Genomic DNA, 13,856 nt, shown 5'->3' on the forward strand with positions numbered 1-13,856 from the left:
GCGTACGTGCCCTACCGGACGATCACCGATGCCAGGCGGTGACAGGTCCGTACTGTGCCGCTTGCTGAAATCTCGTCCCGCCGCACACTTTCGACTCCATCCCGGTGCAGATCAAGGTCATGCCCGATAACGATTCAGATACGCGAAGTCTGTTCACAAACATGAACACGCTCTGACCTGGGCCGCTGACTGTCGCATCCCCACTGTGCGGCTTTGACCTGCGTACCCGCCATTGACCGAGGCGGGAGGGCGAGCGCATCGTTACGGGGCCAGGCGGTTGCGGAACCGGGTGCCGCGCGTTCAGCCGGAGGTTCGACGCGCGTGAACCACGTGGACTGGTACGTTCTCGGCGCCTACTTCGTCGTGATGGTGGCGATCGGCGGCTACTCGCACCGCCGCATCGGCGACATCGGAGACTTCTTCACGGCCGGCGGAAAGATGCCCTGGTGGCTGGCCGGCATCTCGCACCACATGTCCGGCTACAGCGCCGTCATGTTCACCGGGTACGCCGGCGTCGCCTACCTCTACGGCGTCACCTCCTACGTCACCTGGGCCTTCCCGATCGCGATCGGCATCGCCATCGGTTCGGTGCTGTTCGCGCCGCGGCTGAACCGGATCCGTTCGAGACTCAGGGTCAGCTCGCCGCTGGAGTTCCTCGCGAGGCGCTACAACGTGCCGACGCAGCAGGCGCTCGCGTGGTCCGGCGGTCTGCTCAAGATCGTGGACGTCGGCGCCAAGTGGGCCGCGATCGCCACGTTGCTGTCGACGTTCACCGGCCTGTCGCTCAACCAGGGCATTCTGATCACCGGCGCCGTCACCGCGGTCTACTGCACGGTCGGCGGCCTGTGGGCCGACGCGCTCACCGACTTCGGGCAGTTCGTCATCCAGTTGCTCGCCGGCGTCGTCATGCTGGTCGCCGTCCTCGGAAGGCTCGGCGGCGTCGACGCGATCGGCGGCGTGTGGGACCGGCTCCCGGCCGGGCACGCGCAGCCGCTCAACGGGCCCTTCACCGTGACATTCCTGCTGGCGTTCCTGTTCATCAAGACGTTCGAGTACAACGGCGGCATGTGGAACCAGGCCCAGCGGTACATGGCGGCGCCGACTCCGCGGCAGGCGGCCCGGGGCGCCCGGCTGTCGGCCGCGCTGTGGGCGGTCTGGCCGCTGCTGCTGTTCTTCCCGATGTGGGCCGCGCCGCTGCTGGTCCACGCGAACAAGCCCGACGCCAGCGACTCCTACGCGCTGCTGACCACCCAGCTCGTCCCGCACGGCCTGCTGGGCCTGGTCATCGCCGGTTTCTTCTCGCACACGATGGCGATGGCCTCCTCCGACGCCAACGCGATCGCCTCGGTCTTCACCCGCGACGTGATCCCGGTGCTGTCCCGCGCGGCGCGCGGCTGGGACACCCGGGCCGGCCTGATCGCGGCCCGGGTCACCACGGTCGCGTTCATCGCGCTGTCGATGGCCGTGGCGACCCAGGTCAACAGCCCGATGCTGAAGGACATCATCACGGTCGTCATCAAGTGGGTGGCCGGGCTCATCGGCCCGATCTCGATCCCGCTGCTGCTCGGCATGCTGCCGGCGTTCCGCCGGTCCGGGCCGACGGCCGCACTGGTCTCGTGGGCCGCCGGCCTGGTCGCGTTCTGGCTCACCAACTACGGCGTGAGCGGCGTCTCGACCGCCGTGGCGACGGCCGCGCCGGTGGCCACCTCGCTGGTGCTGTTCACGGTCATCGGCTTCGTCCGCCCGGAGAACACCCCCGAGCGGGAGGAACTGCTCATCACCGCTAACACCGACGCGACCGCCTCCTCCTAGAAGGAGCTCTCGGGCAGGTCCATGAGGTCCTGCCCGGTGGCGGCGAGCACGCGGCGCTCGGCGGCCAGGCGGGGCAGGATCGTCTGGGCGAAGAACGAGGCCGCCCCGACCTTGCCCGTGTAGAAGTCCTTGTCGTGCTCCGATACGGACAGCGCGTTCAGCGCCACCTCGGCCTGGCGCAGCAGCAGCCAGCCGAGGACCAGGTCGCCGAGCGCCATCAGGAACCGGGTCGTGTTGAGGCCGACCTTGTAGACCTCCCGCGGCGTCTCCATCGAGGCGATCGCCCATCCGGCCATCGTGTCGGCCATCGCCTTGACCTCGTCGGCCGCCTCGTCGAGCAGCCCCCGTTCGACCTTCAGCCGTCCGTTGCCCGCCTCGGAGGCGGCGAACGCCTTGATCTCGCCGAGCAGCGACCCCAGCGCCGCGCCCTGGTTCCGCAGGACCTTGCGGAAGAACAGGTCCTGGCCCTGGATCGCGGTCGTGCCCTCGTACAGAGAGTCGATCTTCGAGTCGCGGATGTACTGCTCGATCGGGTAGTCCTGCAGGAAGCCCGAGCCGCCGAGCGTCTGCAGCGAGCGCGCGAGTAGCTCGTACGACCGCTCGGAGCCGACGCCCTTGACCAGCGGGAGCAGCAGGTCGTTCAGCGCCTCGGCGGCCTCGTCGCGACGGCCCTCGAACTCCGCGATCTGGATCTGGTCCTGGATCGTCGCCGTGTAGAGCACCAGCGCCCGCATGGCCTCGGCGTACGACTTCTGCAGCATGAGCTCGCGGCGTACGTCGGGGTGGTGGGTGATCGGCACGCGCGGCGCGGTCTTGTCGCCGGCGCGGGTGAGGTCGGCGCCCTGGAGGCGGTTCTTCGCGAACTCCAGCGCGTTCAGGTAGCCGGTGGAGAGCGTGGCGATGGCCTTGGCGCCCACCATCATGCGGGCGTGCTCGATGACCATGAACATCTGCCGGATGCCGTCGTGCGTGTCGCCGACCAGGTAGCCGATGGCGGGGTGCTTCTCGCCGAGGGTGAGCTCGCAGGTCGTGGAGACCTTGAGGCCCATCTTCTTCTCGACGTTGGTGACGTAGACGCCGTTGCGCTCGCCCAGTTCGCCGGTCTCGATGTCGACGAGGTACTTCGGCACGAGGAACATCGACAGGCCCTTGGTGCCGGGCTTGGCGCCCTCGGGGCGGGCCAGCACGAGGTGGAAGATGTTCTCGGCCATGTCGTGCTCGGCGCTGGTGATGAAGCGCTTCACGCCCTCGATGTGCCAGGTGCCGTCGGGCTGCGCGATCGCCTTCGTACGCCCGGCCCCGACGTCGGAGCCCGCGTCGGGCTCGGTCAGGACCATCGTCGCGCCCCAGTGCCGCTCGACGGCCATCTCGGCGAACCGCTTCTGCTCGGGGGTGCCGAGCTCGAACAGCAGGCGGGCGAAGGCGGGGCCGCAGGCGAACATCCACACGGCGGGGTTGGCCCCGAGCACCATCTCGGCCATCGCCCACACGAGGCTGCGCGGAGCGGGTGTGCCGCCCAGCTCAGGCTGCAGCTCCAGGCGCCACCACTCGGCGTCCACCCAGGCCTGGTACGACCGCTTGAAGCTCTCCGGCATGGTCACGTCGTGGGTGGCCGGGTCGAAGACGGGCGGGTGGCGGTCGGCGTCCTCGAACGAGTCGGCGATCGGCCCGGTGGCGAGCCGGTTCACCTCGTCCAGCACGCTGCGGGCGGTGTCCTCGTCGACCTCGGCGAAGGGGCCGGCGCCGAGGATCTCCCTGCGCCCGAACACCTCGAAGAGGTTGAACTCCAGGTCGCGGAGGTTGCTCTTGTAGTGACCCATCTGTGTGCGCTCCTTTAGGTCGTGCCCAGTGATCTTTTTTGCCTACTGCGGTCGCCCAGATGGCGCCTCGCTGCGTTCTCGTCGTCGCCCATAGCTCCGCTATGGGCTCCTCCTCGGCCTTGCGATGCATCCATCTGGGCGATCCTCGCTACGGCAAAAGATCACTGGGCACTCCCTGAACCAGACCCGGGGGTAACGTACTGGTCGGTAACTCTAGCCCGAATGCTACCCGCCGGTAACCCGGCATATCCATGGCCTCCACCACAGATCGCGCGAATCCTCCCGCACAACGGATATGTTGGGGTTGTGAGGGGCGCGACTCGCGGCCCTCCCGGACGAGGTGCCTGCCGTACCCGGAGCGGCGAAGACGGCGGGCGAAGGGATATGAACCAGCTTCTGCAGATCGCCGGCGCCGTCCTCGTCCTCGGCGCGTTCCTGCTCTCCCAGATGAACGTCCTGGACGGCCGGTCGAAGATCTACCTCACGCTCAACCTCGTCGGCTCCGCCGTGCTCGCGTGGCTCGCGTACGCGGACGCCGACTGGGGGTTCCTGCTGCTGGAGGGGGTGTGGGCCGTTGTCTCCGCTGCCGGCCTCGTCCGATCGCTCCGGCCGCGGCGGATGGTCACATAACCGGCTTGACACCTTCAGTGGTGTCGCGGTTGGGTGGGCGCATGCTTGAGATCCACACGATGACTTTCGACTGCGCCCGGCCGTACGAGCTGGCCCAGTGGTGGAGCGAGGCCCTGGGCTGGCCGCTCGTCGGCTCCGAACCGGAGGACGACGAGGTCATGCTGGACCGCCCGGACGGTCCTCCGAACCTGCTCTTCATCCGGGTGCCCGAGGGCAAGACGGTCAAGAACCGGCTCCACCTCGACGTCAACCCGACCGGGGACGGCACCCGCGACCAGCAGGTCGAGCGGCTGCTCGCGCTCGGGGCCAAGCCGTACGAGGACCACCGCACCCCCGAGGGGGCGGGCTGGGTCACGCTGCTCGACCCCGAGGGCAACGAACTCTGCGTGTGCCGCAGCGCGGCGGAGCGGGAGTCCTGAGACTCACGCGCCCTTGGCCCGGCTCCGCATGGAGAGCGTGAAGACGGCGGTGACCAGCAGCACGAGCAGGCCGCCGCACAGCGCGTCCCAGCCCGCGCCGAAGACGCCCTCGCGGTCGATCACGAGCTGCACGGGATACATCAGGGCCGCCGCGCCCAGCCCCGGGTAGAGCGAGAAGCGCCAGGGGTGCCGCAACGCCCAGTGGCGGGCCTGCCGGGTCACCCGGTCGCCCACGTTCGGCTTGGAGATCGATCCGATCCCCGCGACGAGGGCGAACAGGGTGATACCCGAGCACAGGGCCCAGGTCAGGTCCGCCGGTCCGGGCAGGATGACGCCCAGGAGGAAGCTCGTGGCCGCGACCGCCCCGCCGGCCGTCGCCGCGGCACGCCAGGGAGCGCCGCGCAGGGCCGCGCCGGCCAGGGACATCTCGTCCGTTCGGGTGAGTTCGTTCATGGTTACAGCGTGCCTGCCCGGGTGGTCCGGCGGCATCGGGGAAGTCCCTGAGCATCCCCTGACGCCCCCTGGTCAGGTCCCCCGGCACCCCTATCCCTCCAGGGTGGCTCCCTCCGGGAGCGGGGCGACGTCGACGAAGTTGTCGTGGTAGACCGCGCCCCGGCCCATGTCGGCGTCGCGTTCGTCCACCACCGCGTTGGGGTTGGCGCCGGCCGCGTGCTTCGGCCAGTGGCCCTTCGGCGCCGCGACCACCCCCGCCGCGACCCGGTCGCTGACCTCCACGTACGCCCGGAACTCCCCGTTGCCGTTGAAGACACGGGCGGCCTGCCCGTCAACGAGGCCGCGCGGCGCCGCGTCGGCCGGGTTGACCAGCACCCGCGGGCCCTTCGACCGCCTGCGCAGCTCCGGGTTGTTGCCGAACGTCGTGTTCAGGAACGTGTGCGACGCCGGCGTGACCAGGACGAGCGGGTGCGGCCGGTCGGCGGGAGCCGTACGGGCCGTCAGCGACGGCACGTAACCCGCGACGCGCGGCAGCCCGGCCGCCTCGGCCCGCTCGGAGGCGAACTCCAGCCGGCCGCTCGGGGTCGGGAAGCCCTCCGTGAACGGCACGAACGGGTCGGCCGCCGGCAGCCGCGCCCAGCCCTGCTTGCGGATCTCCTCCAGCGAGATCCCGGCCTGGGCGAGCGTCTGCTCGGCGAGTTCGAGGTCGGTGTCGTACAGGGACGGCTCGGTCAGGCCCATCTGCCGGGCGAGCCGGCGGAACGTCTCGGTCGTGGACAGGCACTCGCCCGGCGGCGCGACGGCGGGCTCGTTCCACACCATGTACATGTGGCCGTAGCCGTGATGCACGTCCAGGTGCTCGATCTGCATCGTCGCGGGCAGCACGTAGTCGGCGTAGTCGGCCGTGTCGGTCGGGAACTGCTCCATCACCACCGTGAACAGGTCCTCCCGCGCCAGCGCCGCCCTGATCCGGTTCTGGTCGGAGGTCGAGCCGAGGGGGTTGGCCGCGTAGACCCACAGGCACTTGACCGACTCGTCCAGTCCGTCGGCCAGCCGGGTCATCGTGAGCGTGCGCACCGGGTGGGGGAGCAGGTCGTCGCGGGGGTCGGGCCCGGTGGGCGCGTACGCCGAGGTGGAGTAGGCCACCCCGCCGCCGGGGTGCCGCCAGTCGCCGGTCACACCCGGGATGCAGGCGATCGTCCGCATCGCGGTCCCGCCGCCCTCGTGCCGCTGGATGCCCATCGTGGCCCGGATGCCGGTCGGCCTCGTGTGCGCGAGCCGCATGCCGAGGGCCCTGATCCGCTCCTCGGGCAGCCCGGTGATCTCCGCGACGAGCGCCGGGGGATGCCTGCGGATCTCCGCCTCGAACTCGTCCCAGCCGGTCGTGTGCTCCTCGATGTACGCCCGGTCCTCGGCGCCCTCCTCCAACACGACGTGCAGCAGGCCGAGCGCGAGCGCGGCGTCCGTGCCGGGCCGGATCGGCAGGTGCTCGTCCGCCTGGTCGGCCGTGCGCGTGCGGACGGGGTCGATCGCGACGACGTGGGCTCCGGCGGCGCGGGCGTCCTGGACGAACTTCCACATGTGGTGCCCGCTGGTCAGCGTGTTGGTGCCCCACAGCAGGATCAGCCGCGACAGGGCGAACGTCTCGGGGTCCATGCCGCCGGGGGTGCCGTTGACGTAGCGCAGGCCGTCGTTGCCCGCCCGCGCGCAGATGTTGAGATCGTGCCGGGACGCGCCGAGGACGTTCCAGAACCGCCGCCCGGCCTGTCCCGACTCGCCCTGGACGTACCCGAGCGTCCCGGTGCCCTGGTACGGCCAGATCGCCTCGCCGCCGTGCTCCTCGACGATCGACGTCAGCTTCGCCGCGATCTCCGCCAGCGCCTGGTCCAGGGGGACGCGCTCGAACCGGCCGGACCCCTTGGGCCCGACCCGCTTCAGGGGGTGGAGGATCCGGTCCGCCGCGCGGACCTGCTCCAGGTAGCGGTTCACCTTCACGCACAGCGCTCCGCGCGTGTAGGGGTGGTCGTGGTTGCCGCGCAGCGCGGCGGCCTCGCCGTCACGTACGGTCACGACCCAGGAGCAGGTGTCGGGGCAGTCGAGCGGACAGGCGCCCAGGATGGGTAGCGACGTGCTCATGGCCTCGACGTTAGCGTGCCGCTGTCGGCCGTCCCCTCGCCACGTCCTCCCACCGTCCTCAGCGGATCTCCCGCAGGTACGCGATGTTGGCGGCGTCCTCGGGTTCGGTGCTGGGCACGGCGGCGAACCAGGCGTCCAGGATCTCCGTGAGCACCTGCGGGGAGGTCAGGCGGAGGCTGAGCGCGAGCACGTTGGCGTCGTTCCACTTTCGGGCGCCCGCGGCGGTGACGGCGTCGGCGCACAGCGCGGCCCGCACCCCCGCCACCTTGTTGGCCGCGATGGAGGCGCCGGTGCCGGTCCAGCAGCAGACGACGGCCTGGTCCGACCGGCCCTCCGCCACGTCCCGCGCGGCGCTGGAGCAGCACCAGGCCCAGTCGGCCCGGCCGTCCGGGGCCAGCGCTCCATAGAGTGTGACTGTATGGCCGCGCCTTTCCACCTCGGCGGCCAGCGCCGGCGCGAACCCGTCGAGGCTGTCCGAGGCCAGGGATATATGCATGCCATTAATTCTGGACACTGAGTGCGAAGATCGCACAGAATCGCTGGTGGTGAGAGGCATCAAGGAGCAGGACCTGACACTGGACACCCCCGGCCCGGGGGTCGTCCTGGTCGTCGAGCCTCTGTTGCCGCAGCGGATCCGCCGTCCTTCGGACGCCCTGCGGTTCCTGCTCACGCTGCTGGCCCTCACCGCCGTCGTGCTGCTGGCTCTGGCCCTGCAGCGGACGCTCAACGGCCTGGAGTCCGACGTCCACACGGGCACCGGCCGCGCGCCCGAGGTGCTCTCGGCCGCCGCCGGGCTGCTGGGCGGCGTGGCCGTGCTGGTCGTCCCGGTGGCGTTCGCCGTCGAGCGGGTCTTCCACCGCGACGGCATGCGCGTCACCCAGGGGCTGATCGCCGCGATCCTCGCCCTCCTGGTCTCGTACGCGCTGGGCGAGTGGCTGGTGCAGTCCGGTCCCGCGGACCTCAGGCAGCTGCTCACCGGCAACCGGGACGTCGAGCCGCTGAACACCGTGCTCACCCCCGCGATCGCCTACGCCACGGCGGTGCGGATGTCGCGCCGCCCCCACTGGCGGGCGCTCATGTGGGTCGCTCTGGGCCTCGACGTGTTCGCGCTGTTCACCGCCACCAAGGTCACCGCGCTCGGCGTGATCCTCACCTACGTCGTGGGCCTCGCCGTCGGCTTCGGCACGTTGTACGGCATCGGCAGCGCCAACACCCGGCCGCCGGGCAGCGCCGTGCTGGCCGCGTTGCGCAGGCTCGGGTTCACGCCGGTCAGCGCCCGCCGGGTGGAGGACGACAGTTCGGGCAGCCGTCGCTACCTCATCGGCCTCGCCGGCGACCGCACCGTCGACGTGACCGTCCTCGACCGGGACCGCCAGGTCGCGGGGGTCCTCTACCGGCTGTGGCGGCGGTTCCTGCTCAACAACGAGACCCGGCGCCGGGCCATCCGCTCGCTGCGCGCCGAGCTGGAGCGCGAGGCGCTCATGGCGTACGCCGCGCAGGCGGCGGGCGTACGGCTGCCGCGCCTGCTGGGCACCAGCGAGGTCGGCACCGAGGCCGCGCTGCTCGCCTACGAGCACGTGGACACCCGGCCGGTGAGCGAGCTGGACGACGCGGACCTCGACGACGAGCTGCTCGCGCGGATGTGGGAGCAGGTGCGGCTGCTGCAGGCCCACCGCCTGGCCCACCGCCATCTCACCGGCGAGAGCATCCACGTCGACGCGCACGGCGACGTCTACCTCGTGGACGCCCGCAGCGGCGAGATCGCGGCCGGTGACCTGCTGCTGCGGCTCGACATCGCCCAGCTTCTCTCCTACCTCGGCACCCGCGTGGGAGCCGAGCGGTCCGTCCGGTCGGCGGCGAAGGCGCTGGGGGAGGACGCTCTGGCCGGGGCGATGCCGCTGCTCCAGCGGATCGCGCTGAGCCGCGACACCAGGACCGCCGCCCGCCGCGACAAGCACCTGCTGCCCGCGCTCCGCGAGCAGATCATCGCGCTGAAGCCCAAGGCCGAGGTGGAGGAGGTGCGGCTGGAGCGGTTCCACCCCCGCACGCTCGTCACGATCATCCTCAGCGTGATCGCGGCCTACCTGCTGCTGCCCCAGCTCAGCCAGGTCAACCTGGTCTCCGTCGTCACCACGGCCAACTGGGCGTGGAGCGGGGTCGCGCTGGTGGCGGCCGCGCTGAGCTACGTGGCCGCCGCGGTGATGCTGCGCGGCTTCGTCCCCGAGTCGCTGCCGCTCGGGCACACGATCCTGGCCCAGCTCGCCGGGTCGTTCGTGAAGCTGGTCGCCCCGGCCGCGGTGGGCGGGGTCGCGATCAACACCCGTTACCTGCAGAAGCGCGGGGTGCCGCCCGGGGCCGCCGTGGCGAGCGTCGGAGCGTCCCAGCTCATCGGCCTGACCATGCACATCATGCTGCTGCTGCTGTTCGGCTATCTGACCGGCACGCAGGCCGCGCCGTCCCTGACCCCGTCGCGCGGGCTCCTCATGGTGCTGCTCGGGGTGGCCGTGCTGTTCCTCATCCTGCTCGCCATACGGCCGCTGCGCCGGGTGGTCACCTCCCGCGTGCGCGCGTTGTTCTCGGGGGTGATCCCCCGGCTGCTCGACATCGTGCAGTCGCCCCGGAAGGTCCTGGAGGCCGTCGCCGGCACGCTGCTGCTCACGCTCAGCTTCGTGATCTGTCTGGCGGGCTGCGTACAGGCCTTCGGCGGCGACGTGTCGTTCACGGCCGTCGCCGTGGTGTTCCTCGCCGGCAACGCGATCGGCTCCGCCGCTCCGACGCCCGGCGGCCTCGGCGCGGTGGAGACCTCGTTGTCGGTCGGCCTCACGGTCGCCGGGCTGCCCGCCACGGTCGCCACCTCGGCGGTGCTGCTGTTCCGGTTGATGACGTTCTGGCTGCCCGTCCTCCCCGGCTGGGCCTCCTTCGCCTACCTCCAGCGCAAGAACGCCCTCTGACCCGCCTCCTCCGCACTGCCTTTCAGCGGGCACCGCCCCGCGCGGCCGCCCGGACCGGCGCGCGGGGTCACTTCGGGACGGTCACCTCGGTCACTCGGCGCTGGAGGCGGCCCAGAGGTTGATGCCGCAGTCGACCGCGTCCTTGTCGATCTCGTCCAGTTCCTCCTGGGCGAAGTCGAGCCGGCCGACCGCGTCCAGGTTGGCGTCGAGTTGCTCCACGCTGCTCGCGCCGATGAGCACCGACGTCACCCGGCGGTCGCGCAGCGCCCAGGCCAGCGCCATCTGCGCCAGCGACTGGCCCCGACGCCCGGCGATCTCATTCAGCCGCCGGACGTGGCGCAGGCTCTCCTCCGACAGCAGGGACGGGTCGAGCGACTTGCCCTGCGCCGCCCGCGAGTCCTCGGGGATGCCGTCGAGGTAGCGGTCGGTCAGCATGCCCTGCGCCAGCGGAGAGAACGCGATGCAGCCGGCGCCCTCCTCCTCCAGCACGTCGAGCAGCCCGTTCTCGATCCAGCGGTTGAGCATCGAGTAGGAGGGCTGGTGGATGAGCAGGGGCGTGCCCATGTCCCGCAGGATCGCCGCCGCCTGCCGGGTCCGCTCCGGGGAGTAGGACGAGATGCCGGCGTAGAGCGCCTTCCCGGAGCGGACCGCGTGGGCGAGCGCCCCCATGGTCTCCTCCAGAGGCGTCTCGGGATCGAAGCGGTGGCTGTAGAAGATGTCGACGTAGTCGAGGCCCATCCGCTTCAGTGACTGGTCGAGGCTCGCCAGCAGGTACTTCCGCGATCCCCAGTTGCCGTACGGGCCGGGCCACATGTCGTAGCCCGCCTTGGTCGAGATGACCAGCTCGTCGCGGTACCTGGCGAAGTCCTGCTGGTAGAGGTGCCCGAAGTTGATCTCAGCGGAGCCGTACGGCGGGCCGTAGTTGTTGGCGAGGTCGAAGTGGGTGACCCCGCGGTCGAAGGCCCGGCGGAGGATCGCCCGCTGCGTCTCGATCGGCTTGTCGTCGCCGAAGTTGTGCCACAGCCCGAGTGACACGGCGGGCAGTCTCAGCCCGCTGCGTCCGGTCCGGTTGTACGGCATGGGCCCGTACCGGCCCTCGGCTGCCACATAGCTCACTCGGTCACTCCAACTCGGTCGAGGATCCAGGAGAGCGCGAACGCCTCCTCACGCCAGGCGTCGTAACGGCCGCTGCGGCCTCCGTGGCCGGCGCCCATCTCGGTCTTCAGCAGGAACGGGCCGCCCGCCGCGCTGTCGCGGAGCCGGGCGATCCACTTGGCGGGCTCGTGGTAGAACACCCGCGTGTCGTTGAGGCTGGTGGTCGCCAGGATCGGCGGGTACGGCCGGCCGTCGACGTTCTCGTACGGCGAGTAGCTCTTCATGTACGCGTAGACCTCGGGGTCGTGCAGCGGGTCGCCCCACTCGTCCCATTCGGTCACCGTCAGCGGCAGGGAGGGATCGAGGATCGTGTTCAGCGCGTCGACGAACGGCACCTCGGCGACGATCCCGGCGAACTCCTCGGGCGCGAGATTGGCGACGGCGCCCACGAGCAGCCCGCCCGCCGATCCGCCCCTGGCGACGACCCGGCTCGACCAGCCCGAGGCCTTGAGATGGCGCGCGCACGCGACGAAGTCGGTGAAGCTGTTCTTCTTCCGGGTCAGCTTGCCGTCCTCGTACCAACGGCGGCCCATCTCGCCGCCGCCCCGCACGTGCGCGATGGCGAAGGCGAGTCCCCGGTCGAGCAGCGAGAGCCGGGCCGTCGAGAAGTAGGGGTCGATGGAGGACTCGTAGCTGCCGTAGCCGTACAGCAGGGTCGGGGCGGGCCGGTCCGTGCCCTTCCGCACCATGATCGAGATCGGGATCCTGGTGCCGTCGTCGGCCGTGGCCCACTCACGGAACTGCTCGTAGTCGGCCGGGTCGTAGCCGCCGAGCACCACCTTCTGCTTGAGCAGGATCAGCTCGCGCGACCGCAGGTCGTAGTCGTACACCGACGGCGGGGTGATCATCGAGGTGTAGCCGAGCCGCAGGCGGCCCGTCTCGAACTCGGCGTTGCCGGTCGGCGCGACGTCGTACAGCGGCTCGGGGAAGGAGATGTCGTACGGGTCGCCGCCGTCGCCCGGCAGGATCCGCACGCCGGTGAGGCCGTCGCGGCGGAAGTGGACGACGATGTGGTCCCTGAAGGCGTCCACGTCGAGCAGCCTGGTGTCGTCCCTGTGCTCGATCAGCGGGGTCCAGGTGCCCGGGTCGTCGATGGGGGCGGTGGCGAGCTCGAAGTTGACGGCGCCGTCGCCGTCCGGGCCGCCGTAGTTGTGGAGGATGAGGAACCCGTCCGCCGCGTGCTCCAGGGCGTACTCGACGCCGGTCTGCCGGGGCCGCACGACGGCGAACTCGCCGTCCGGAGTGCTCGCGTCGAGCACCCGGACCTCACTCGTGATCTTGCTGCCCGAGGTGAGCACGAGGTAGCGCTGGCTGCGGGTCAGCCCGATGCCCACCCAGAAACGCTCGTCGTCCTCCTGGTAGACGACGACGTCCCCGTTCTGGTCGGAGGCCTGCTCGGAGGCCTGGCCGAGGGTGTGCCGGTGGATCCGGTACGGCCGCCAGGCGTCGTCCACGGTCGTGTAGAAGAACGTGGAGCCGTCGCCCGACCAGGCGCCGCCGTAGAAGACCCCGGGGATCTCGTCCGAGAGCAGTTCGCCTGTCTCCAGATCCTTGAACCGGAGCGTGAACCGCTCGTCGCCGGAGAAGTCGGTGGAATAGGCGAGCTTCGTGCCGTCCGGGCTGACCGCGCTCGTGCCGATGGAGAAGAACGGGCTGTCGCCGGCGAGCTCGTTGCCGTCCAGCAGAACCTGCTCACCGGGGAGTGGCTCGCCCGGCTCCAGCTTCGGCGGGTCATCGCCGTCGGCCGCCACCCGGCACTGGATGCCGTACTGCTTGCCCTCTTCGGTGCGCGAGTAGTACCACCAGGCGCCCTTGCGCGTGGGCACGGAAAGGTCGGTCTCCAGGGTCCGGCCCTTGATCTCCTTGAAGATCGTCTCCTGGAGATCCCCAAGATGGGCCGTCGTCTCCTGGGTGTAGGCGTTCTCCGCCTCCAGGTAGGCGATGGTGTCGGGGTCGTCCTTCTTGAGCAGCCACGCGTACTCGTCGACCACGGTGTCACCGTGGTGGCTGCGCTCGAAAGGAACCTTCTTCGCTACAGGCGGCATGTCGCTCACCCGCCAAAGTCTATGTTCGGCATGGTCCTGCCACGGCTCCTCCGAGCCGTCTCGGGGGGCGGTCCCCGGATCCACACCAGGGGGATCGACATGGGGCCGACACCGGGAATAGGGCGCCCCTCGGATGCGTTCCTTTCCATTCGGGTCATGGCGCTGCCGAGGCCTGGTAATCTTGTGATGTCGGCGCGGTCCGGCGCACTCCTCTTCGATCACCTGGGTGGTTTGCTTGGCGTGCGCGGGTCGGTTGACCGACGGCCTCTCGTACTCTCCTGGATCTTGTCCTGATGTGCGGTTTGCATCGGGGTGAGGGTTCGGGTAAGTTAGAGGGGTTGCCCCGGAAACGGGGCGGTCGAATTCCTGTCGGTTGGCGGGTTTCGGGTCAAGTCGGTTCTGAACAGGGCGGATTTGACACGGAATGGCTGATCG

The 13,856-nt window shown here is 70.4% G+C and carries 10 protein-coding genes and 1 riboswitch; of the genes, 4 read left to right on the forward strand and 6 right to left on the reverse strand.

The genetic code is table 11. The features are described from left to right. Positions 1-321: 321 nt before the first annotated feature. Positions 322-1,812, forward strand: coding sequence for a sodium:solute symporter family protein (locus HHX33_RS33880; RefSeq protein WP_182878130.1), 1,491 nt, complete (start codon positions 322-324; stop codon positions 1,810-1,812). Here the strand turns inward: HHX33_RS33880 and HHX33_RS33885 are convergent. Beyond that, on the reverse strand, positions 1,809-3,632 hold the full coding sequence (locus HHX33_RS33885) for an acyl-CoA dehydrogenase (protein WP_182878131.1): 1,824 nt from the start codon (positions 3,630-3,632) through the stop codon (positions 1,809-1,811). The two genes, HHX33_RS33880 and HHX33_RS33885, sit on opposite strands and share 4 nt — an antisense overlap. Positions 3,633-3,939: 307 nt before the next feature. Then, a riboswitch (guanidine-III (ykkC-III) riboswitch) is annotated at positions 3,940-4,011 on the forward strand. Between the two features lie 5 nt (positions 4,012-4,016). Here HHX33_RS33885 and HHX33_RS33890 point away from each other — a divergent pair. Continuing rightward, on the forward strand, positions 4,017-4,262 hold the full coding sequence (locus HHX33_RS33890; protein WP_117409647.1) for a CBU_0592 family membrane protein: 246 nt from the start codon (positions 4,017-4,019) through the stop codon (positions 4,260-4,262). A gap of 41 nt (positions 4,263-4,303) precedes the next feature. After that, complete coding sequence (locus HHX33_RS33895; protein ID WP_182878132.1) at positions 4,304-4,681, forward strand: VOC family protein; 378 nt, start codon at positions 4,304-4,306, stop codon at positions 4,679-4,681. A gap of 3 nt (positions 4,682-4,684) precedes the next feature. Here HHX33_RS33895 and HHX33_RS33900 read toward each other — a convergent pair whose 3' ends face one another. The 3 genes from HHX33_RS33900 to HHX33_RS33910 form a co-directional block, all read right to left on the reverse strand. Continuing rightward, on the reverse strand, positions 4,685-5,134 hold the full coding sequence (locus HHX33_RS33900) for a hypothetical protein (RefSeq protein ID WP_182878133.1): 450 nt from the start codon (positions 5,132-5,134) through the stop codon (positions 4,685-4,687). Positions 5,135-5,224: 90 nt separating this feature from the next. After that, positions 5,225-7,270, reverse strand: a complete 2,046-nt coding sequence (locus HHX33_RS33905) for a molybdopterin-containing oxidoreductase family protein (protein WP_182878134.1) — start codon at positions 7,268-7,270, stop codon at positions 5,225-5,227. 58 nt (positions 7,271-7,328) lie between these two features. Then, positions 7,329-7,766, reverse strand: coding sequence for an RpiB/LacA/LacB family sugar-phosphate isomerase (locus tag HHX33_RS33910; protein ID WP_182878135.1), 438 nt, complete (start codon positions 7,764-7,766; stop codon positions 7,329-7,331). A 49-nt stretch (positions 7,767-7,815) separates the two neighbouring features. Between HHX33_RS33910 and HHX33_RS33915 the strand changes: the two genes are divergently transcribed. Further along, complete coding sequence (locus tag HHX33_RS33915; protein ID WP_310741637.1) at positions 7,816-10,221, forward strand: lysylphosphatidylglycerol synthase transmembrane domain-containing protein; 2,406 nt, start codon at positions 7,816-7,818, stop codon at positions 10,219-10,221. Positions 10,222-10,311: 90 nt separating this feature from the next. Here the strand turns inward: HHX33_RS33915 and mgrA are convergent, their stop codons facing one another. Together mgrA and HHX33_RS33925 are read right to left on the reverse strand one after the other, a co-directional pair. Next, positions 10,312-11,337, reverse strand: a complete 1,026-nt coding sequence (gene mgrA / locus HHX33_RS33920) for an L-glyceraldehyde 3-phosphate reductase (RefSeq protein ID WP_182878137.1) — start codon at positions 11,335-11,337, stop codon at positions 10,312-10,314. After that, positions 11,334-13,421, reverse strand: coding sequence for a S9 family peptidase (locus HHX33_RS33925; RefSeq protein WP_182878138.1), 2,088 nt, complete (start codon positions 13,419-13,421; stop codon positions 11,334-11,336). Before HHX33_RS33925 ends, mgrA begins: the two co-directional genes overlap by 4 nt. Between the last annotated feature and the right edge of the window lie 435 nt (positions 13,422-13,856).

Source organism: Microbispora sp. H10670 (assembly GCF_014161385.1).
Lineage (GTDB): Bacteria > Actinomycetota > Actinomycetes > Streptosporangiales > Streptosporangiaceae > Microbispora > Microbispora triticiradicis.